Genomic DNA, 22311 nt, shown 5'->3' on the forward strand with positions numbered 1-22311 from the left:
TGGTCTGATGTTTATTCATTAGCATAATAACTGCTCAATAAAAACTGAAAACTGACCACTTCTTTTACTTCGGATTGAAAACCAAAAACGGAATGATCATTTCCTCTAATGAGATTCCGCCGTGCTGATAGGTGTTTTTGTAATAACTCACATAATGATTGTAGTTGTTTACATAAGCTAAAAACAAATCATTTTTTGCAAAAATATATGAACTGCTCATATTTATGGCAGGCAAACCGATAAGTTTTGGCTCTTTTACGGCATAAACATCTTTTTGTTCATAAGTTAGACTGCGTCCGGTTTTGTAACGTAAATTCAGACTGGTGTTTTTGTCGCCGACTACTTTTGAAGGGTTTTTTACATTGATAGTACCGTGATCTGTGGTTAGGATTAATTTGAAACCCAGTTTTTGTGCCTGCTGAATAATTTCCAGTAAAGGCGAGTTTTTAAACCAGCTTAAAGTCAAGGAACGATACGCTTTATCATCAGAAGCGAGTTCTTTTACCACATCCATTTCGGTTTTGGCATGCGAAAGCATATCGACAAAATTATAAACTACTGTAACAAGATCATTGTCTTTTAGTGATTTAAAGCTTTCGGCAAGTTTTTTCCCTCCTGCTAAATTGGTGATTTTAAAATAATCTTCTTTTAAATCAAGTCTTAAACGCTTAATTTGAGCCGTTAGAAATTCGGCTTCAAACAAGTTTTTACCGCCTTCTTCGGGGTCATTTTTCCAATATTGCGGAAACTGTTTTTCCATTTCAAGTGGCGTTAATCCAGAGAAAATAGCGTTTCTGGCGTATTGTGTTGCCGTAGGAAGTATCGAGAAATAGGGAACTTCTTTTTCAAGCTTGTAATAATTGCCTACTACACTTTCAAATACTTTCCATTGATCATAGCGCAAATTGTCAATTACGACAAAAAGTATAGGTTTGTCTTTTTTAAGAATCTCAGGAACGACTAACTCTTTAAATAAAGTATGGGATTGTATCGGTTTGTCAGCTTTTGGTACAAACCAATCTTCATAATTACGTTCTATAAATTTTCCAAATTGTGAATTGGCTTCCACTTTTTGGGATTCCAAAATTTCAATCATTCCTTGGTCGTCAATATTCTCGAGTTCCAGTTCCCAGAAAATAAGTTTTTTATATAACTCAACCCAGTCTTCATAGGAGTTGACCATCGCCATTTCCATAGTGATTTTGCGGAACTCTTTTTGGTAATCCAAAGTCGTTTTTTGCGAAATCAGTCTCGAATGGTCTAAGTTTTTCTTCAAACTCAACAAAATCTGATTTGGATTTACGGGCTTGATAAGGTAATCGGCGATTTTGGAACCAATGGCTTCTTCCATAATATATTCCTCTTCGCTTTTGGTAATCATAATCATCGGAATCGAAGATTTTTTCTCTTTCATCTCCGATAATGTTTCCAAACCGCTCATTCCGGGCATATTTTCGTCAAGAAAAACAATGTCAAAATTATTTTCGTCAAAAATATCGATGGCATCTCGGCCATTATTGCAGGTAGTTACGCTGTAATTTTTTTTCTCCAGAAATAATATGTGTGGTTTGAGCAAATCAATTTCATCATCAACCCAAAGTATTTTTATGTTCTCCATTTCAATTTATTTTAGTGCAATTTAGTTTTATAGAACTTAAATAATATTAAAAATAGTATAAAATTGATTAAAAATAATTCGGTGTAGCTATATTTGTTGCTGGGAACAGAATTTAATCCGAATAAGCACATTGGAAAAAAAATAACCGCAGATTCGCAGATTAACTTCTTGAAATGCTAAATTTTCTAATTTTAAAAAAATTAATTTGCGCAAATTTTACTGAAAGTATTTAATTTATTTTGATGAAATATTCATAAAAATCTGCGAATCTGCGGTAAAAATAAAACATATGTTTGCTTTGAGAATTTAATGCGCATTCTAGGTTTAAACAGTATTTTTGCACCAATAAAAAAGAACTATGTTATTTCTTATTCTGTCTGTTATTTGCAGTGTAACTGTTGGGGTGATTTTCAAAATTTCACGTCGTTATCAAGTGATTTCTACACAAATTGTTGGATATAATTATGTATTTGCTTTAGCGTTGTGTTACTTGGTTTTCAGTCCCGATTTAATGGTTTTGAATGATTCTTCGCCTTGGGGAATCTTTATTTTACTAGGTATTTTGTTGCCTGTTGTATTTCTTTTTCTGGCGACTTCCATAAAACATAGGGGTATCGTAAAAACCGATGTCGCCCAGCGATTATCACTGATTATTTCCATTTTGGGAGCTTGGCTATTTTTTGGAGAGCAATTTAGCGGACTTAAATTGACTGCTCTTTTGTTTGGATTTCCTGCAATTATCCTTATTTTGGATAAACCCACCGAAAACAAAGAGAATAAATGGATTTACCCAACACTCGTATTGCTTGGTTTTGGAGTGATAGACCTTCTTTTTAAACAAATTGCGCTGACTTCTACATTGCCTTTTACCACTTCATTGTTTGTTCTTTTCTCGATAGCGCTTGTTATAATGATTCTTTTTAATGCTTATGAAATACTTTTTAGAAAGACCAAAATGGATTTCAAGAGTGTTATTTTTGGAGGTTTGGTTGGGGTTTTTAATTTTGGGAACATCTTGTTTTATCTAAAGGCGCATCAGGCATTTGCCAAGAATCCCTCTACCGTTTTTGCCGGGATGAATATGGGAGTTATAGTGATTGGCAGTCTCGTCGGTATTTTTATTTTCAAGGAAAAAGTAACCAAGCTGAATATAACAGGTCTTTTGCTGGCCTTGATTGCAGTAGTTTTTATTGTGGTTTCTCAATTGAATTAGAAGTTAAAATTTTTGATTGAATTCAAGGCGAAGCAATCTGCGGTTGTTTTTTAACTTATGTATTTGTCTTGTTAATTGAAATTGTAATTTTTTTCATTCCGCATTTTTATTATATATTTGACCTTTGTAAACTAGCCCCGATAGCAGTGAAATCCTTTTTGTGTTTTTTTTAAACACAAAAGATTACTTCACCAATTTAATAATTATTTTGGTGTTCAGTGAATTACATTTGCAACGAATAGCGGGAATAGCTCCTAATAAAAATAAACTAATTTTAGAATATGAAATTACTAGAAGGAAAAGTAGCCATTATTACTGGCGCGAGTCGTGGAATTGGAAAAGGAATTGCAGAAGTTTTTGCAAAAAATGGAGCAAATGTTGCCTTTACTTATAGCTCATCTGTAGAGTCTGCACAGGCTTTGGAAAATGAATTGAATGCTTTGGGAATTAAAGCCAAAGGATACAAATCTAATGCGGCTGATTTTAATGAAGCACAAACTTTTGTTGATGCTGTTTTGGCCGAATTTGGAACAGTAGATATTTTGATAAACAACGCTGGAATTACTAAAGATAATTTGTTAATGAGAATGTCTGAGGCTGATTTTGACCAAGTTATTGATGTTAACTTGAAGTCAGTTTTTAATATGACTAAAGCGATTCAAAGAACATTTTTGAAACAGCGTTCGGGTTCAATTATCAATATTAGTTCAGTAGTTGGTGTGTCTGGTAATGCTGGTCAAACGAATTATGCAGCTTCGAAAGCTGGTGCTATTGGGTTTACTAAATCGGTAGCTTTGGAGTTGGGTTCACGTAATATTCGTTGTAATGCTATTGCTCCAGGGTTTATTGAAACTGAAATGACAGCCAAATTAAGCGAGGATGTTGTAAAAGGCTGGAGAGAAGGTATTCCTTTGAAACGCGGCGGTACTACAGAAGACGTTGCAAATGCTTGCTTGTTCTTGGCTTCTGACATGAGTGCTTATATCACAGGACAAGTATTGAATGTTTGTGGAGGAATGCTTACCTAAAATAATTATGAATTATAAATGATGAATTTTGAATGTAGAAATAATTCAAAATTTATCATTTAAAATATAAAAATATGACAGCAAGCACGATTCTATTACTACTACTTTCTTTATTAATAGCGGGAGGTTTGTCGTTTTTTCAATATTTATACAAAGTCAAAAACAAATCGAAAGTGTATTTGTTTTTGACTTTTTTGCGTTGTTTAAGTGTTTTTTTAATTCTATTGCTTCTGATAAATCCTATTATCACAACTAGTAAGCTTGAAATTATCAAAACGCCGTTGCCTATCGTTGTTGATAATTCAGGCTCAATTTCTTTTTTGAATGCAAAGGGAAAAGCTTTAGAATTAGCTCAAAAATTGACTTCAAATAAAGCTATTCAAGAAAAGTTTGAAGTGCAATCTTATCTTTTTGATTCCGATTTTAAACAATCGGACAGTTTAACTTTTAAAGGAAACCAAACTAATTTGGATTTGGTTGCCAAAAACTTGAAGAGTATTTATAAAAACGCATTTTATCCAACGGTAATCATCACCGACGGGAATCAAACTTCCGGGAATGATTATGTCTATAGCTTTAATGAAAACAATAAAGTTTATCCTTTGGTTTTGGGTGATACGGTCAAAGTTTTGGATTTGAAAATTAATCAGCTAAACGTAAACAGATATGCGTTCCTGAAGAATAAATTTCCGGTTGAAGTGTTTTTGCAATATTCAGGTGATAAAAGCATAACTGCCAATTTTAGCATTGCCCAAGGAAATGAAGTGCTAAGCAAACAAAATGTTTCGTTTTCGGCATCCAAAAGAACAGCAACCTTGAATATGCTTTTGCCTGCGAATAAAGTAGGATTACATGTTTATAAAGCGAAAATTGAATCGAAGGAAAGTGAAAAAAACACTTTCAATAATATTAAGAATTTTGCTGTTGAAGTTATTGATCAAAAAACTACTGTTGCTATTGTTTCAGCAATCAGCCATCCTGATCTTGCAGTTTTTAAAAGAGCTATTGAATCTAATCTGCAGCATAAGGCTGTATTGGTAAAACCAAATGAAGTAAAGTCTTTGCAGGATTACAATGTACTTATCTTGTATCAGCCAACGGCAGCTTTCAAATCGGTTTTTGAAGCCAATAAAAAAGCCAATCTAAATACATTTATCATAACAGGAACTGCTACCGATTTTTCTTTTTTGAATCAGGAGCAGAATAATTTTGTTTTTAAAATGAGCGGTCAGGAAGAAGATTATTTGGCTCATTTTGATTCTCAGTTTAATCTTTTTGCGGTGGATAATTTAGGTTTTGAAAATTTTCCTCCTTTACAGAATAATTTTGGCACAATAACTGCCAATGGAGAAGTGAATGTATTGCTTTCTGCCAAAATCAGAAATATAGATACCAAAGCTCCTTTGTTATCTTTTACTGAAAGTCAAGGAAGAAGATCAGCTTATTTATTTGGTGAAAACAGCTGGAAATGGAGTCTGCAGAGTCATATCGATACACAGTCTTTTGAGAAATATGATGTTTTTATCAATAAAATTATACAATATTTGGCTTCCAATAATGCTAAGAAATCATTGGTTGTTAATCACGAAAGTTTTTATAATTCTGGTGAAACTATTGAAATCATTGCTCAATATTTCAATAAAAATTATGATTTTGATGAGAAAGCGCGTTTGACAATTGCAGTTACTAATGTCAAAACCAAACAGACCAAAAACTTTGATCTTTTAAAAGGAAACAATATTTACAAAGTAAATCTAGACGGACTTGTTGCCGGAAGTTATAATTTTTCGGTAAAAGAATTGAATTCTAATAATACTTATTCCAGTCATTTTGAGATTCTGGATTTTGATATTGAAAAGCAGTTTGTAAATCCGGATGTTCAGAAATTGAAACAATTGGCCGTTCAAACGAAAGGGGTAGCTTTTTACCCAAACCAAATCGATGCGCTGATAAAAACACTTTTGGAAAATGAGGAATACAAAGCCATTCAGAAAGATGTAGTAACCAAATCACCTTTGATCGATTGGAAATGGCTGTTGGTTTTGATTGTTGTTTTCCTTTCTACGGAATGGTTTGTTAGGAAGTATAATGGGATGTTGTAGGTTTTAATTTAGACAAAAATACAAATAATGGATTTTAGACTAAAAGTATTTTTCACTGTCGCAACCCGATTGAGCTTTACCAAAGCGGCTTCCGAATTATTTATTACGCAGCCCGCCATTTCCAAACACATTCAGGAGCTGGAGGAAGAATATAAAATCAAGCTTTTTGAAAGAAACGGTTCTAAAATAGCACTTACGAATGCGGGAGAAGTGTTGTTGAAGCATACCAAAAATATCTTTGAGATTTACAGGGAAATCGACTTTGATATGAGCACGTTTATTAATGAACGAAAAGGTTTGCTGCGGTTGGGGGCAAGTACTACGATTTCACAATATATTATTCCGCCGCTATTGGCTCGTTTTCATCAAAAACTGGAATCCGTCAAAGTAAATTTGTTAAATGGCAATACGGAACAAATCGAAAATGCTTTGCTAAATAAAGAAATTGAAATTGGAATTGTAGAAGGACAATCCAAAAATCAATCGATAAAATATACGCAATTCATTAGAGATGAACTGGTTTTGGTCTGCAGTTCCAATAATCCATTAGTCAGAAAAAAAGAAATTACTCCTGATGATCTAAAATCTTTGCGGTTTCTTGTACGGGAACAAGGTTCTGGAACACTTGAAGTTATTGAATATGCCTTAAAACCTTTCAATATCAAAATCGACCATTTACAGATTGAAATGCAGTTGGGAAGCACCGAAAGTATAAAATCGTATTTGATGAATTCCGATTGCGTTGCTTTTATGTCAATACACGCGGTAGATAAGGAGTTGAAAAGTAAAGAACTGCAAATAATTGACGTTGATAATTTGACAATTGAGCGTTATTTTTATATCATTACGCTACAAGGGAAATCGGATTCCCTTTGCGAATTATTCATAAAAAACATATCAAGCTATTATAACTTAAAGTTATAGTAGATTATTTTTAACGATTAGCCTTTCTAGGCCTTTCAAGCGATCTTTGCTGTGTTAAAAATGATAAAGAAATGAAAACGGATAGTGTTAATGCTCCAATTTTTTTTAGAATCAATACTACAGCGCAGCAAATTATTTTTGTTTTGCTGTTGCTTCTTTGTTTATTCCCGATAATTTCTCCACCTATAGCATTGCTGTTGGGTTTGGTTGTTGCTAATCTTTCGGGACATCCTTTTTTGCATTTAAATCATAAAGCGACTAACATGTTATTGCAGGTTTCGGTTGTTGGACTGGGTTTTGGTATGAATGTTCATAGTGCCGTTGCGGCGGGTAAGGAAGGCTTTATTTTTACAGTTGCTTCTATTATAGGGACAATAGCATTGGGAACTTTATTGGGAAAATGGTTTAAGATTCAAAAGAAAACTTCACATCTTATTTCTTGCGGTACAGCTATCTGTGGAGGAAGTGCGATTGCTGCGATAGCTCCCGTGATACAATCTGATGAAAAGCAGACTTCGGTGGCTTTGGGTGTGATTTTTATTCTTAATTCAATTGCTTTGTTTGTTTTTCCTGTTGTTGGGCATTTTTTGAATATGTCGCAAAACGATTTTGGCTTATGGTGTGCTATTGCGATTCACGATACGAGTTCGGTAGTGGGAGCGGCGAATAAATATGGGGCAGAAGCTTTGCAGGTTGCCACAACGGTAAAATTAGCAAGAGCTTTGTGGATCATTCCTATTGCTTTGATTACGGCAGTCGTTTTTAAAAATAAAACGAGCAAAGTTAAAATTCCTTATTTCATCGGATTATTTATTTTGGCAATGATCTGTAATACTTATTTCTCTCCTGTTGCGAATTTTGCTCCGCATTTGGTTTCAATTGCCAAAACAGGTCTTACTGTTACTCTATTTTTGATAGGAGCAGGGCTGAACCGTTCTGTTTTGAAATCGGTGGGGTTATTGCCTTTGGTTCAAGGCGTACTGCTTTGGGTAAGTATTGCTGTTGGAACTTTATTAGCAATTTTGTATTTCTAAAATGTTTTTTTCTTTCGCTTAATCGCAATGAAATACAATCGGATGTAATCATAATATAGGGCAACCAAAAGAAAAGCCGCAGCGATTAGCAGTGTTTTTAGTGCCAAATATCCGTATATAAATCCGCCGGCAAAACAGCCTAGAAAGAAGAAAGAAATGATAGACAGTCTTAAATAAATACTGGTTTTTAAGGCTTTTCGCTCTTCCGGTTTTTTGTAGAAAAACAATTGGGACAATTCAATCCCTAAATCCGTGAAGAGTCCTGTTAAATGCGTAGTTCTAACGGTTGACTGCGAAATTTTGGTCACCATTGCATTTTGGATTCCCATTGCAAAAAGAAGACCAAAGGCAATCCATTTTCCTTCTAATAAATTAAAATCGGGGTGCATGTCAAAAAGCCCCAAAGTGACTAAAATAAGAAATTCGATGGCTATTGCGGGCAAATGAGAAAGTTCTTGCTTTTTTTCAGAAACCAGTTCGGCCAAAAAATTAGATGTAAATGCTCCCGCCAAAAAGAACAGCGTATAAATTAAAAAAACGATGGCGGCTTGATAGTCTTTTTTTGTTACTTCTTCTGCAAAATAGGCAAAATGCCCAGTAACATTAGTGGTTAATGTTTTTACTGCCAAAACTCCTGTTACATTTACAATTCCGGCTACAAATGATAATAATATAGCAAGCCGTAAATTATGTTTAGAAGTTCTGCTTTTGCCTTGATGTCTAAACATTTTAATTTAATTTCTTTGGATTAACATAAATTTAAACTCAAATCGTTTAAATTATCTTTTAAAAAATACTTTTGTAATTCAATAAAATAAATATAATGAAAAAATTTAAATTAAAACGAACAGCGCTTACTTTTTCGATAATTGGTATTGCTTTTATTACATTGTCATGGGGAATTTTTGGTCATGAGCATATTAATAACGCTGCAGTTATGGCTTTGCCAAAACCGATGCAGACTTTTTTTTACAATCATTTAGATTTTATTACGCAGGAATCGACTGTTCCGGATTTGCGTAAATACACATTACGCGATAAGGCCGAAAATCCGCGTCATTTTATGGATATGGAGAATTTTGGTGCTGTAGATTCTATTCCGCTGCCTTTTGATGAAGCAAAGAAAAAATACAATGAGAAATTTTTAGCAGATAATGGTATTCTGCCTTGGTATATCCAGGAAGTAATGACCAAGTTAACAAAAGCCATGAAAGACAAAAGAAAAACTGAAATTTTGTTTTTGGCAGCTGATTTGGCTCATTACATAGGTGATGCGCACATGCCTTTGCATACTGCTGTCAATCATGACGGACAATTGACTAATCAAAAAGGAATTCATTCTTTATGGGAATCCCGTCTTCCGGAATTGTTTGGAAAAAATTATAATTTTTATACGGGAGAAGCAAAGTATGTGGAAAATGTAGAAAAAGCGACTTGGGATATGCTGAAAGACACACACAGCCAAGTTGAGCCTCTTTTATTGGCTGACAGTAAACTGCGTGCAGCTTTTACTGCTGAGACGATGTTTGAGAAAGATGAAAAGGGAAATGTTGCTAAAAACAAGTTTGGTGATTTGATTTATTCCAAAGAGTATGTGACTCAATTTCATGCAGCATTGAACGGAATGGTTGAAAAGCAAATGAGAAAAGCAATTGTTGCGACAACCAATTTTTGGTACACAGCATGGGTAAATGCTGGAAAACCTAATCTTGATGAATTGGATTCAAAAGAATTGACTGAACGTAATAAAAAGAATTTGAAAAATGATTTGAAACTTTGGAAAACTGGAAAACTTTTTGGTTTAGAAAGTGAGAACGATTTTTAGACCAAATTATAATGAAACACAAAAAAAGCCTGTAAACTCAATATTTACAGGCTTTTTTGTGTTTCTAAATTTAGAATTACTTTAATTTTTGATAGCTCTTTTTCTTTAATATGTCTGAAGCTGTCTGATAATAAGAGATCGTTTCATTAACAAGATCGGTTCTTTCATTTTTTAAGGGAACTTGGTCGTAGTAGATTTGAAACTCCGGAGCCACTTTTTGATCTGGTTTTAATGACAATTGGAATTGTTTTACGGCTTGTTTAGGAGAAATAATGGTCAAAATATTATCTTTTATTAGCCCTAAATCCTGATAAGTAGCAATTAATGCTCTCGGTTTGTAATCGGGTTTCAAAACATCCTGACCATAAAATTTACTTTGGTAATTAAAATTTAATAAACCAAAAAGTGTTGGCATAAGATCGATTTGCGACATTACATTCGTATACTTTTGAGGTTGGATAAATCCCGGACTGTAAATCATTGCAGGAATTCTGTATTTATCCACAGGGAGTTCTGTTTTCCCGGCACTTGAAGCGCAGTGATCAGCAACGATAACAAATACGGTATTTTTGTACCAAGGCTGTTTACTGGCCATATCAAAGAATTTTCTCAAAGCATAATCGGTATATTTTACACCGCCATCTCTGGATTTTGCATCTCCGGGAATATCAATTTTATCGTTTGGATATGTAAATGGACGGTGGTTACTCACGGTCATCCAGTGATTAAAGAAAGGTTTGCCAGTTTTAGCCTCTATATTCATCGTTTTTATAGCTTTATTGGCCATATCTTCGTCACAAACTCCCCAAATATTGGCAAAAGTAATTTCTTCGGGAGTGAATGATTTTTTGTCGACAATGCCATAGCCATTTCCGGTAAAAAAGTCTTCCATATTGTCAAAAAAAGCATCTCCGCCATAAAGATATTTCACGTTGTATCCTTTTTGTTTAAAAATTGAACCGGTAGAAAATTTGTCTTTATTGTCTTTTCGTTTTACAACACTTTCGCCGGCAGTTGGCGGAAAACATAACGTTACGGCTTCAAGTCCGCGAACTGTTCTGTTTCCAACGGCATATAAATTAGTAAACAATAAGCTTTTTTGTGCCAAATCGTCTAAAAATGGAGTGATGTTTTGATCATTACCATACATTTTCATAAAATCGGCACTGTAACTTTCAATAGTGATTAAAACCACATTTTTTGGTGTTTCAGCAACATCACTTTTTATTGATCTTAAAGTCGATACACCAGTAATAGAGGGAATCTGTTTTCCCAGTAAAGCAAAAGCTTCATTCTCGGGTAAAGTTTTATAAAATTTGAAATAATCCAATTCACTGTTCATAAATGCCAAATAGAAACGATACATTCCATTAGATTGCAATTCATTGGTAAAAACATTTTGAGAGTTTTCTTTTTTTGCTAATGAAGGAACTGCGTATAAAGCGATACCAAATAACGCAAGATAAATCACTGATATCTTTAATTTCTCAGGAAATGTCGGAATATCATCAATATAATTTCTAGATTTTCTGACAATAAAATAAGTCACAATTCCAGCAATTAAAAACAATGCCGAAAACAACGGAATCACAGGGTACGATTCCATTATATTCCCGATTACCTCATTAGTGTAAACCAAATAATTTACCGCGATGAAATTATATTTTACCCCAAATTCATTCCAAAAGAAATATTCGCTGATTCCGTTTTGAAGAATAAGAACAACATATAAAAACATCACAAAAGCGAACAGCCAGAATCTGATTTTGTCTCTGTGCTTTGGTAAAAACAGAAGAAGTCCGAACAAAAGCGTTTTAAGCCCCACGAAAATCATTCCGATTTTTGGCAAAGCTCCGCCATATTCATTCAGAATCGTTTTGCCGGAAGCTATATAAAGCAATAATGCCACAAATAATCCAAAAATGATATAACCGTAGGGTTTATAATATTTGGAATTGGATATAAAAATGAGATACAACCACAAGAATCCTGTTGCTACAACAAATACAAAAAGATCTGAAATTAATCCTATAGAGAAGATTTTTAAGCTATCTATAAAAACAAAATTTGTCTGCGTGATAGGATGAAACATCAACACAATTCGCAGAACGAAACTTACAAGGATATAGAAAAATGCTAGATTGTAAAAAGGGGAAAACTTTTTAAGAAAATTCATATTGGATTTATTTTTCGGTAAAAATACAAAAAAGAGATTTACAAAAAAGTCTGTTCAAGAATGTTTTGAATCCTAAATTTGACTTAGGATTCAGCAGTTAATTTATTTGCTATTCTTTCTATTTTTATTCAGGACATGCTTTTAATTTTTTTTTGAATTTCACTTATGAAACACGAGTATAAATGATTGATAGTCAATCATGTATTTTGTGTATTAGCAACAAAAAGAGGCTGTGTGAAAATTAGTTTTCCAACTGCCTCTTTTTAACTTATTTTTTATTTGTATTTAATGTTTAAACTAATAATATCAGAGGTCATATTTGTTGTTCTTGTGTAATGTCCATATCTAATTTCAACAGTATTCCAATGCTTAAGACCAAAGACACCATTAGGCGGTGTGAATTTCATTCCCATTCCAAAGAAACTGCTGTCAAACTTAGATAAATCATAATTACTGGTGTAATACTCATCAGCTGCAGTATGTTCACCGTACGGTTTGAAATATTTGGTTCCTGTCTGTGTATAATATCTGTAAAACGGACTCAAAGAAAATGCCTGTGATAATTTTACAGGGATTTCAATATCGGCGGTATGCGCTTTTAAACTCCAGTCATCAGAATAATATCTATAATAAGCTCTAATAATAAAATTATCGCCTAAAAAATAACTAGCTCTGAATCCAAGAGGAATTTTTAATCTGGTATCAGGCATTTTTTCCTGATGCACAGATCCGTCGGCGAAATATACTCTGTGAAAAGGAAGACTTAAATAACCATTTTGACTGATGATATCACCAACAATCATTACCTGAAGTCTTTGGTTTACAACTTGAGAATAACTTAAAGTTCCTGCAAAAGTATTTCGATTAGCACTGCCATAACCTTCACTTCTATAAGTACGAAGTTCAATAGGTTCAATTAGTTTTAACTGATCTATATAAGTTTGGATTTTAGCGGTAAATTCTCCGTTTTTATTTTTAGTTTTTTGAGAGAAACTTAGATTTCCTCCAAAAGACTGATAATCAAATTCAGATGATGATGAAACGCCCGCGGAAAATGTTCTTCCCTTTTCTTCATTTTCTCTGATATAACTTAAAGATGGGTAAAAACGAATGTCTGAAGATGATGCAGAAGAATTAGCACTCAAATCAATCATATCCGAAGAAGCTGAAGTATAATGATCAATTCCAGCTTCAATGTCAAAGGTGTGTTTGATTCCGTTTTCTCCGTATTTAATCAATTTAACATCGATGGTATTTGCAATATCTGTCAGATGTTCAGAGCCAATACCTCCTGTCACAGCCGAATTGTCTCCATCTTGTTTGTAATAACTCGAAATTAAATTTACTTCTTCAACCTTTAATTTTTTGTTTTGATAGTTGGTAGAATCTGAAACAACATTTTGCGCTCTTAATTGGTATTGAAACAACCCCAATAAAGCAAGTCCTGTAATAAATATTCTTTTCATTTTACTTGTTATAAATGTTAGTTACAGCCACAGCCACCACCGCTTTTTCCTGCATTTGCTCCGGAAGCGCCTTCACGGTAGGATTGAAAACTAAGTTCTGTCTTCTCGATTTTTCTATTTGCCAATACCATTTCAGAATCATTAATTCTTCCTTTTTGATATTCTTTCACAGGAGAACAAGAAGTAAAGAGCATGCTCATAAAAGCAATACTGTATAACACTAAGAAAATTTTTTGTTTGGGCTTTTTCATTTCAAGTTGATATTTTTTGAAGTGTAAATTTTATTGTTATCGTCAATAATAATACAATGTAAATCAGGTATTTGGTCAATTAAATATAAGCCTGCCTTGATTCCCATTACGGCAATTGGAGTTGCCATTGCATCTGCAAATTCGGCATTCGAAGTAATAATAGTAACGCTCTTAATTCCGGTTATTGGCAATCCTGTTTTTGGGTCAATGGTATGCGAATATTTTTTACCATTGATAATTACAAATTTTTCATAGTTCCCAGAAGTAGCAACAGCCTTATTGGATATTTCCATAAAAGAAAATGCAGCAGCAGGGGATTCCGGATCAGCTACTCCGATGGTCCATTTTTTGCCATTTGGCTGAAAGCCCCATGCCGAAAGATCGCCGCTGGCATTAATAATACCGCTTTTTACGTTATGTTTTATAAGTAATTGTTTTGCCATTTCAGCAGCATAGCCTTTTCCGATACCTCCAAAGCCAATTCGCATTCCTTCTTTTTTTAGAAAAACGGTTGTGTTTTCTTTGTTCAGAATTATATTTCTATAATCAATAAGGTGTATCATTTTTAAAGCTGTTCCAGCATCAGGCAGTTTAGTCATTGCTTTGTCAAAATTCCAAAGGCTTTTATCAATACTGCCGTATGAAATATCAAATGCTCCTTGCGTAATTTTTGAAATACCAATACATCTTTCGATGAGATTAAAAACTTCCTGATCTACCTTGACAGGCTGTATCCCTGCGTTATTATTAATCATATTGGTTTGACTGTCATCTTTATAAGTAGTTAAAAGAGTTTCAATTCTTCTGATTTCGGCAATGGCAAGATTAATATTTGCATTTGCAGTCTTCTCATTTTGGGCGACAACAGTTATAGTAAAGTTGTTTCCCATCAGTTTTAGTGACTGCGAATATTTTTGTTCTATGTTATTTTTTGCTATCACAAATTGCTTTTATTTCTGCTGTCCATTGTTCCGGTGTACTCTCTGGTTTTCCCTGCCAGATTTTCAGTACTTTACCATCGGAATCAAGCAGCAAAGTGAGCGGAAAACTTCCTTCTTTATTGTATATTTCGGCAAGTCCTTCGTTACGTTTAACTTGCTCAGGTGTGCTGATGTTTACCTTTTTTCGCGGAAAATCAGCATTAACCATTACTAAATTTTCTTTTGCCATATCTGTGAATGCCTGACTTTCGAGATAATTTTTTCGGAGTACAATACAAGGACCGCACCAGTCAGAACCTGAGAAGTTCAATAAGATTAATTCACTTTTTTCCTTTGCAATTTTTTTTGCATTATTAAAGTCAGGCTCCCATTGTATTGGAAGAACTGCTAGTAACCATATCATTATAATTAGTTTCATCTGCATTCTGTTTTAGATATATACGAAATAACGAATTGTTATACTTCTAATTGCTTTTGATAGCTTAAGATTCGATTAATATTAAACACTATAACGTTTCTTAGAAATGAGCCTGTACTTAAATCTTTGCAATAATGATTTTATTCTTAAATTTGACTTAAGACCTTCTTTTGTATCTAATGCAGCGGGGTATTTTGAGTTAGATTTGTTAAATAATAATCATGACTTTATAAAAAAATAATTTCAGATAAATAGAAAAGTGTTTTTTGAAAGAATATAAAACGACATTAACAGGTACAACTTTTAGTTTTTTTCTTAACACGATTAACAAAATGTAAAAATGAAATATCTAATCTATTTTATATTTTTGATTTCAACTGCTTTTGGATATTCCCAAAACTGGAATACCAATTTCGAGGAAGCAAAAGCAAAAGCCGAAAAAGAAAATAAAAATATTTTATTAGTCTTTTCAGGCTCTGATTGGTGTGGACCTTGTATAAAACTAGAAAAAGTAGTTTGGAAATCTCCAGAATTTCAAGTCGAAGCTGACAAAAATTGGGTTATTTATCGAGCGGATTTTCCAAATAAAAGAAAGAATCAGCTTGCTCCTGATATGGTCGAGACTAATAACAAATTAGCGGAGAAATACAATAAAAATGGGATTTTTCCCCTTGTTATGCTTTTAAATCCAAAAGGAAAAGTAATTGGAATGACAGGTTTTAAAAACGTTTCTGCACAAGATTATATTAAACTTATTCATTCATTCAAATGAAAATTCTAGTAGTTGAAGACGAAATTGGAATTGCCAATTTTCTAAAGCAGGGGTTGGAAGAGGAAGGCTATGAGGTCGTGGTTGCCAATGATGGCAAAACTGGTCTAGGAATAGCTCAGAGCCAAAAAGCAGATATTATTTTGCTGGATTGGATTTTGCCTCAAATGTTAGGGATTGATGTGTGCAAAGAAATCCGAAAGGAAGATTCCAAGACGCCTATTCTATTTTTAACGGCCAAAGATACCATTCAGGAAACAATTGAAGGCCTGAAAGCTGGAGCTAATGATTATATCAAAAAGCCATTTAGCTTTGACGAATTGGTAGAACGCATAAAAATTCATTTCAGAAATGAAAATCAAAATGATGTTCTTTCACTTGGAAAAATTAAAATCATTCCTTCAAAACACCAAGTAATTTCAAGTGGACAGGAAGTTTCGCTTACGCAAAGAGAATACGAATTGTTATTTTATTTAATAAAAAATAAAGGAAGAGTATGCACCAGAAATGAAATTATTAATGATGTTTGGGATATTCATTTTGAGTACGATACGGGTGTAATTGATGTTTTTATGAATGCTATTCGTAAAAAACTGAATTTGAATAAAGATGAAGATCTCATAAAAACCATCCGTGGTGTAGGCTATATTGCAAATGATATAAATTAATTAAATGTTTTCATTCTCATATAGAAACAGAATTGCCTTCAATTACATTCTCAGCACCGCGCTATTGATTTCGGTAGTGTTTTGTACTATATATGGAATCACTTTATTCAGTATTAACAAACATATAAATGATGATATTTTACAGGAATCTAGTGAATATTTGGAGCAGATAGAAGTTGACAACAATAATGCCTATCTGATTCAAGTTGATCAATGGAGAGAAAGCGACAATAATAGAGTCAATGTAAATCCAGTTTTTGTACAGTTTTTTGACAATGATAATAAATTAATTGATAAATCGCCCAATCTGAAAGGATTTCAGCTTAAATTGCACAAACATGAAAAAGACAATCAATTCGTGGATTCCTATTTGAATAAAAAACCAATCAGGCAAATTCAAATTCCGCTTTTTGATAAAAAGAAAAAAGTAGGATATCTTTTTGTAGCGATGTCCTTGGATGAGGCTACATTGATATTGACCAATCTTAGAAATACACTTTTTATAACATTTCCATTAATTTTATTGCTGCTATTTTTTATTGCCAGGTTTATTGCCGGACGAAGTATTAAACCAGTAGCTCTAATTACCGAAACCTCGAGTAGAATTACTACTGACAATTTAAAAGACAGAATAATTTTGCCTCAAAATAAGGATGAATTATTTGTACTTTCCAAAACAATCAATGATTTACTGGATCGAATTGAAAATGCAGTCGAACGGGAAAAACAATTCACCTCCGATGCTTCTCACGAATTGAGAACTCCCTTGACGGTTTTGAAAGGAACTTTGGAAGTTTTGGTGAGAAAACCAAGAAGCCAGTCCGAATATGAAGAGAAAATTAATTTCAGCATTTCGGAAGTGAACCGTTTGAATAATTTAGTGGATCAATTGCTTTTGTTGGCAAGATTCGAAAATCATAAGCAAAGTTTACGGATTGAGAAAATTTACCTGAATGCCATAATTCTCGATGTTCTTACTTTATATTCGAATAAAATAAATGATAAAAATATAGGAATAGAACATAATTTTTCAAAAGATTATTTTATTAATTCTGATAATTATTTAGTGAGTATAATTATTAGTAATGTGATTTCTAATGCGATAAAGTATTCCAAACACAATGGCAAAATTTCAATAAATGTTTCCAAAAAAAAATCGAAAACCATCTGTTCTATATCGGACAGCGGAATTGGAATTGCCACAGAAGACTTAGACAAGATTTTCAACCCATTTTATCGATCAGACGCAACAAGTAATCCCAATATAAAAGGATCTGGATTAGGATTGTCAATAGTGAAAAAGATTTCACAGCTGCTGAATATCAGTATTGATGTTCTCAGTAAAAAAAATGAAGGCACAACTGTAGTTCTGACTTTTGATTAAGATATTATCCCTTATTTGAATGCGGAAAAAACATTTCTTTTTTACTTATTTAAGCACCTTAAATTAAGCTGTTACTAAGATTATTTTAATTTGTTGTTAAGTTTTTCCTTATCATTTTGACTTATTTTTGTTAAAATAAATAAGGTTAAAATGCTAGAAAAAATTATAGCTTTCAGTTTAAAAAATAAAGCAGTTGTTTTGCTTTTTACAGCTTCTGTATTGGGATTTGGATTATTTTCGGTTTTCCAAATTTCTATTGGAGCTGTTCCTGATGTTACCAATAATCAGGTTCAGGTAATCACAACTTCACGAAATCTTTCAACACAAGATATTGAGCAGTTTATTACCTACCCGGTTGAAATTGAAATGGCTAATTTGCCAGGCGTCGAAGAGATTCGTTCGATATCAAAATTTGGGCTGTCGGTCGTAACCATTGTTTTTAATGATGATATCGGAACCTATCTTCCCCGACAATTGATTGCCGAAAAAATTAAATCCGCTTCCGAAAAGATTCCACAAGGTTTTGGTGTTCCCGAGATGGGACCCATTACAACAGGTTTGGGGGAGATTTATCAATATACTTTGGAGGTAAAACCGGAATATAAAAATCAATATTCGGTTACAGATTTAAGAATACTGCAGGATTGGGTTGTAAAAAGACAGCTTTCAGGAATAAAAGGCGTTGTTGAGATTAATACATGGGGCGGTTTCTTAAAACAATATGAAGTAGCTATTGTTCCTTCCCGTTTGAAGGCAATGAATATCACTATGACTGACGTTTTTACCGCATTGGAAAAAAACAACAGTATTGCGGGCGGTGCCTACATCGAAAAAGTGAACCAAAGTTATTTTATACGCGGTGAAGGAAAGGTGAATTCAATTGCTGATATAGAAAATATTGTAGTAAACAATGCTAATGGCATTCCTATTTATATCAAAAACGTGGCTCAGGTTCGTTTTAGTCATGCCAACCGTTTTGGGGCTATTACTGGTAATGGTGAGGGAGAAAAAGTTCTTGGTCAAGTAATGATGCTAAAAGATGCCAATTCAAAACAAGTGATAAGCGCTGTAAAAGAGAGAGTAGTCCAAATTCAAAAAACATTGCCAAAAGGAGTTTATATAAATGGTTTTTTGGAACGCAGCGAATTGGTGGGCAAAACTACTTTCACAGTTGCCGAAAATTTGATTTTGGGCTGTCTTATCGTAATTTTTGTTGTGGTTCTTTTGTTAGGGAATTGGCGGTCAGGTTTGGTAGTTGCATCGGTAATTCCGTTGTGTCTGCTATTTGCGATCTCATTTATGAATGTTTTCGGGATTGATGCAAACTTGATGAGTTTGGGAGCTATTGACTTCGGAATTATTATTGATGGAGCTGTTATTATAGTCGAATTTATTGCTTTTCAAATAGCGGGTAAATCAGGAAGTTTGGTTGGTTTGACAAAAGAAGATCGACAATTGGAAATTGATCAAATCACGTTTAAGAGCGCTTCCAAGATGATGAATTCTGCTATTTTTGGCCAGCTTATTATTTTAATTGTATTTATTCCCATTTTATCTTTAACAGGAATTGAAGGAAAAATGTTTAAACCAATGGCAATGACTTTCAGCTTTGCATTATTGGGAGCTATGATTTTCTGTTTTACTTATGTTCCAGTGATTTCTTCTTTGTTTTTGAAACCTACAAAAGATAATCCAAATTCAATATCCTCAAAATTGATTCAAAAATTAAATTTTTGGTATGTACCTGTAATCACTTGGGCATTGCATAACACCAAAAAAGTGCTTTATGGCTCTGTAGCGCTTTTGGTTTTTGCGATAGCATTATTTTCTACAATGGGAGCTGAGTTTATTCCAACGCTTGATGAGGGGGATTTTGTGATACAGCCCGTTTTGAAAACAGGGACATCTTTGTCTAAAACTATTGCCACAACAACTAAAATAGAAAAAATTATCTTGAAAAACTTCCCAGAGGTGGATCAAGTAGTAAGCAGGATAGGAGCAGCCGAAGTTCCAACAGACCCAATGTCTATGGAGGAAAGCGATATTATTGTAAAATTAAAACCTAAATCAGAATGGGTTTCGGCATCGAGTAAAGATGAACTGGCCGATAAAATAAAAGCAGCAATTACGGCTCAAATTCCAAATATGGAAGTTGAATTTACGCAGCCTATTGAAATGCGGTTCAACGAATTGGTATCTGGAACACGTTCGGATGTAGCTATTAAAGTTTTTGGTGAAGATTTGAATGTTTTGGCTCAAAAAGCACACGAAATTGAGAAAGCAATTAAAAATATAGACGGTGCCTCGGATGTTATTATCGAAAAAACTGCAGGCTTACCGCAAATGTTTGTACAATATGACCGATCCAAAATTGCCCGTTATGGGCTCAATATTGCCGATTTGAATGATATGATTGCATTGAGTTTTGCAGGGAAAACCGTTGGTAATGTTTTTGAAGGGGAAAAACGATTTGATATGGTGGTTCGTTTGGCCGAGTCCAATCGTCATGATATTGAGGACTTGAGAAATTTATATGTTTCGGTTCCAAATGGACAGCAAATTCCATTGAGTGAATTGGCCAAAATCGAATATACTGAAGGTCCCGCTAAAATTTCAAGAGATAATACTAATAGAAGAATTGTAGTGGGTGTAAATGTTAGAAATCGTGATTTGCAAAGTGTAGTAACCGATATCCAGAAAATTGTTGACACAAAAATTAAACTTCCGTTGGGATATTATGTGGAGTATGGAGGACAATTTGAAAACCTGAATAGTGCTAAGACCCGTTTGGCAATTGCTGTTCCTATCGCTTTAGTTCTGATATTTATACTCCTGCATTTTGCTTTTGGCTCAGTTAAAGAAGCTATGATGGTTTATTCTGCGATTCCGCTTTCGGCCGTTGGAGGAATATTATTTTTATGGATTCGAAATTTACCTTTTAGTATTTCTGCTGGGGTAGGTTTTATTGCGCTTTTCGGAATTGCTGTACTAAACGGTATAGTGCTTATTGAACATTTTAAAGAACTCAAACATAAAGGTATGACAGATTTGGATGAATTGATTTTAAAAGGAACTACCGACAGATTACGACCCGTTTTGTTAACAGCAGCGGCAGCGGCTTTAGGTTTTTTACCGATGGCTGTATCGTCTTCAGCTGGAGCCGAGGTTCAAAAACCACTAGCGACGGTTGTTATTGGCGGACTATTCACTGCAACAATATTAACGATGATTGTTTTGCCAATTTTATATAAGGTTTTGGATGAAAAAGAAGGTAAAAAGCCAAAGTTCAAATTACACCATAAATCAACTCTTATACTCTTATTGCTGTTGAGTACTTCAATGTCTTTTTCTCAAAACAATAATCCCGAATTAGATAGCTTGGTAGCAAAAGCCTTGAAAAACAATAAGGATGTTAAAGTTGCCCAACTGCATGTCCAGCGCATGGAGGAGAATACAAGAACTGCATATTCCTTTGATAAAACCAATGTGTACTATAGTTATGACCAAAATAATTTAGCTGTTAATAATGTCCCGTTAAAAGTATTCGGAGTACAGCAAAAATTTGAATTTCCGACCGTTTACGGCGCTCAAAAAAAGGTTTATAATTCGGAATATGAAAAGGAAAAAGCCAGTTATGATATTCAAAAGATGAAACTTTCCTTGGAGGTTTCAAAAGTGTATCAGCATATCGTTTTTCTGCAAAATCAAGCAAAAATGTATGTGTATTTGGATAGTTTGTACCAAAATTTTTCGAATGCAAGCGGAAGAAAGTTTGAATTGGGAGAAACTAATTATCTTGAAAAAATTACGGCCGAATCAAAATTCAGGCATATTAGATCAAAACTTTCCCAAATCGAGAGTGATAAAAGAGCGCAGTATGAAATTTTGTATTCATTGATACAGAATGATGAGAAAATTGAAATTAAGAATAAAAAAATAGAACCGCTTGAAAAACAAACAAACGATGCTGTCAAAAGCTATTACAATACTTATTTGAATAGCGTTACCAGTGTTTATGAAAACCAAGTGAAACTCAGAAAACAAAATTGGTTACCAGACATTAATGTTGATTATTTTCAAGGAAAAAATCGTGGATTAACTCAGTCTTTGTATGGGTTTCAGGTAGGTTTGGCAGTTCCGCTTTTATTTTCCGGCACGGTGTCTAAAACGAAAGTTGCCCAGCTCGAACTGCAAAGCTGGGAACAAAAGAAACAAAACGAAGAACGAAAAATGGGCACTTATATGTCCCAGAAAAATAATGAACTGACAAAACATCAAGAAGCAATTAATTATTATAATCAATACGGAAAAAAGCTATCTGAAGAGATTCTTAAAGTAGCCAATAGAAGCTATAAACAAGGAGAAATTGACTTTTTTCAATACATTCAAAGTTTAGAAAATGCAACCAGCATTCAGATTGAACATCTTGATACCGTTTTGCAGTTCAATATAACCCAATTGGATTTACAATATCTTAATTTTTAAATTTAAATA

At 33.6% G+C, this 22311-nt stretch carries 17 protein-coding genes; 10 read left to right on the forward strand and 7 right to left on the reverse strand.

All coding sequences use genetic code 11. The features are described from left to right. Positions 1-64: 64 nt before the first annotated feature. On the reverse strand, positions 65-1618 hold the full coding sequence (locus CLU83_RS05155; RefSeq protein WP_100430624.1) for a bifunctional response regulator/alkaline phosphatase family protein: 1554 nt from the start codon (positions 1616-1618) through the stop codon (positions 65-67). Between the two features lie 358 nt (positions 1619-1976). Between CLU83_RS05155 and CLU83_RS05160 the strand changes: the two genes are divergently transcribed. The 5 genes from CLU83_RS05160 (at position 1977) to CLU83_RS05180 (ending at position 7919) form a co-directional block, all read left to right on the forward strand. Beyond that, positions 1977-2831 carry an EamA family transporter gene (locus tag CLU83_RS05160; RefSeq protein WP_100430625.1) on the forward strand — a complete coding sequence of 285 codons (855 nt, stop codon included), beginning with the start codon at positions 1977-1979 and terminating at the stop codon, positions 2829-2831. A gap of 281 nt (positions 2832-3112) precedes the next feature. Continuing rightward, entirely contained in the window at positions 3113-3859 is a 747-nt protein-coding gene (gene fabG / locus CLU83_RS05165; RefSeq protein ID WP_100430626.1) for a 3-oxoacyl-[acyl-carrier-protein] reductase, read from the forward strand. 74 nt (positions 3860-3933) lie between these two features. Then, complete coding sequence (locus CLU83_RS05170; RefSeq protein ID WP_100430627.1) at positions 3934-5961, forward strand: hypothetical protein; 2028 nt, start codon at positions 3934-3936, stop codon at positions 5959-5961. A 27-nt stretch (positions 5962-5988) separates the two neighbouring features. Further along, on the forward strand, positions 5989-6885 hold the full coding sequence (locus CLU83_RS05175; RefSeq protein ID WP_100430628.1) for a LysR family transcriptional regulator: 897 nt from the start codon (positions 5989-5991) through the stop codon (positions 6883-6885). A gap of 71 nt (positions 6886-6956) precedes the next feature. Continuing rightward, positions 6957-7919 carry a YeiH family protein gene (locus CLU83_RS05180; protein ID WP_100430629.1) on the forward strand — a complete coding sequence of 321 codons (963 nt, stop codon included), beginning with the start codon at positions 6957-6959 and terminating at the stop codon, positions 7917-7919. On the opposite strand, the gene CLU83_RS05185 is transcribed toward CLU83_RS05180, so the two are convergent. Beyond that, on the reverse strand, positions 7916-8647 hold the full coding sequence (locus tag CLU83_RS05185; RefSeq protein WP_100430630.1) for a YoaK family protein: 732 nt from the start codon (positions 8645-8647) through the stop codon (positions 7916-7918). The two genes, CLU83_RS05180 and CLU83_RS05185, sit on opposite strands and share 4 nt — an antisense overlap. 95 nt (positions 8648-8742) lie before the next feature. Between CLU83_RS05185 and CLU83_RS05190 the strand changes: the two genes are divergently transcribed. Continuing rightward, complete coding sequence (locus CLU83_RS05190; protein WP_100430631.1) at positions 8743-9744, forward strand: zinc dependent phospholipase C family protein; 1002 nt, start codon at positions 8743-8745, stop codon at positions 9742-9744. 76 nt (positions 9745-9820) lie between these two features. On the opposite strand, the gene CLU83_RS05195 is transcribed toward CLU83_RS05190, so the two are convergent. The 5 genes from CLU83_RS05195 to CLU83_RS05215 all read right to left on the reverse strand — a co-directional run bounded on the left by CLU83_RS05195 (position 9821) and on the right by CLU83_RS05215 (position 14996). Continuing rightward, the gene (locus tag CLU83_RS05195; protein WP_100430632.1) at positions 9821-11920 is read right to left on the reverse strand and encodes an LTA synthase family protein; all 2100 of its coding nucleotides are present in this window, start codon (positions 11918-11920) and stop codon (positions 9821-9823) included. A gap of 275 nt (positions 11921-12195) precedes the next feature. Next, the gene (locus tag CLU83_RS05200) at positions 12196-13386 is read right to left on the reverse strand and encodes a DUF3570 domain-containing protein (RefSeq protein ID WP_100430633.1); all 1191 of its coding nucleotides are present in this window, start codon (positions 13384-13386) and stop codon (positions 12196-12198) included. A gap of 17 nt (positions 13387-13403) precedes the next feature. Then, positions 13404-13586 carry a DUF4266 domain-containing protein gene (locus CLU83_RS05205; protein ID WP_304529161.1) on the reverse strand — a complete coding sequence of 61 codons (183 nt, stop codon included), beginning with the start codon at positions 13584-13586 and terminating at the stop codon, positions 13404-13406. A 47-nt stretch (positions 13587-13633) separates the two neighbouring features. Continuing rightward, the gene (locus tag CLU83_RS05210; RefSeq protein ID WP_100430635.1) at positions 13634-14527 is read right to left on the reverse strand and encodes an FAD:protein FMN transferase; all 894 of its coding nucleotides are present in this window, start codon (positions 14525-14527) and stop codon (positions 13634-13636) included. A gap of 34 nt (positions 14528-14561) precedes the next feature. Continuing rightward, positions 14562-14996, reverse strand: coding sequence for a thioredoxin family protein (locus CLU83_RS05215; RefSeq protein WP_100433624.1), 435 nt, complete (start codon positions 14994-14996; stop codon positions 14562-14564). A 340-nt stretch (positions 14997-15336) separates the two neighbouring features. Between CLU83_RS05215 and CLU83_RS05220 the strand changes: the two genes are divergently transcribed. The 4 genes from CLU83_RS05220 to CLU83_RS05235 all read left to right on the forward strand — a co-directional run bounded on the left by CLU83_RS05220 (position 15337) and on the right by CLU83_RS05235 (position 22302). Then, positions 15337-15768 carry a thioredoxin family protein gene (locus CLU83_RS05220; protein WP_100430636.1) on the forward strand — a complete coding sequence of 144 codons (432 nt, stop codon included), beginning with the start codon at positions 15337-15339 and terminating at the stop codon, positions 15766-15768. Beyond that, positions 15765-16433, forward strand: coding sequence for a response regulator transcription factor (locus CLU83_RS05225; protein ID WP_100430637.1), 669 nt, complete (start codon positions 15765-15767; stop codon positions 16431-16433). The genes CLU83_RS05220 and CLU83_RS05225 overlap by 4 nt, the downstream gene beginning before the upstream one ends. 4 nt (positions 16434-16437) lie before the next feature. After that, entirely contained in the window at positions 16438-17817 is a 1380-nt protein-coding gene (locus CLU83_RS05230) for a HAMP domain-containing sensor histidine kinase (RefSeq protein ID WP_100430638.1), read from the forward strand. A gap of 150 nt (positions 17818-17967) precedes the next feature. Next, positions 17968-22302, forward strand: a complete 4335-nt coding sequence (locus CLU83_RS05235; protein ID WP_100430639.1) for a CusA/CzcA family heavy metal efflux RND transporter — start codon at positions 17968-17970, stop codon at positions 22300-22302. Positions 22303-22311 lie beyond the last annotated feature (9 nt).

It is taken from the genome of Flavobacterium sp. 1 (assembly GCF_002797935.1).
GTDB lineage: Bacteria > Bacteroidota > Bacteroidia > Flavobacteriales > Flavobacteriaceae > Flavobacterium.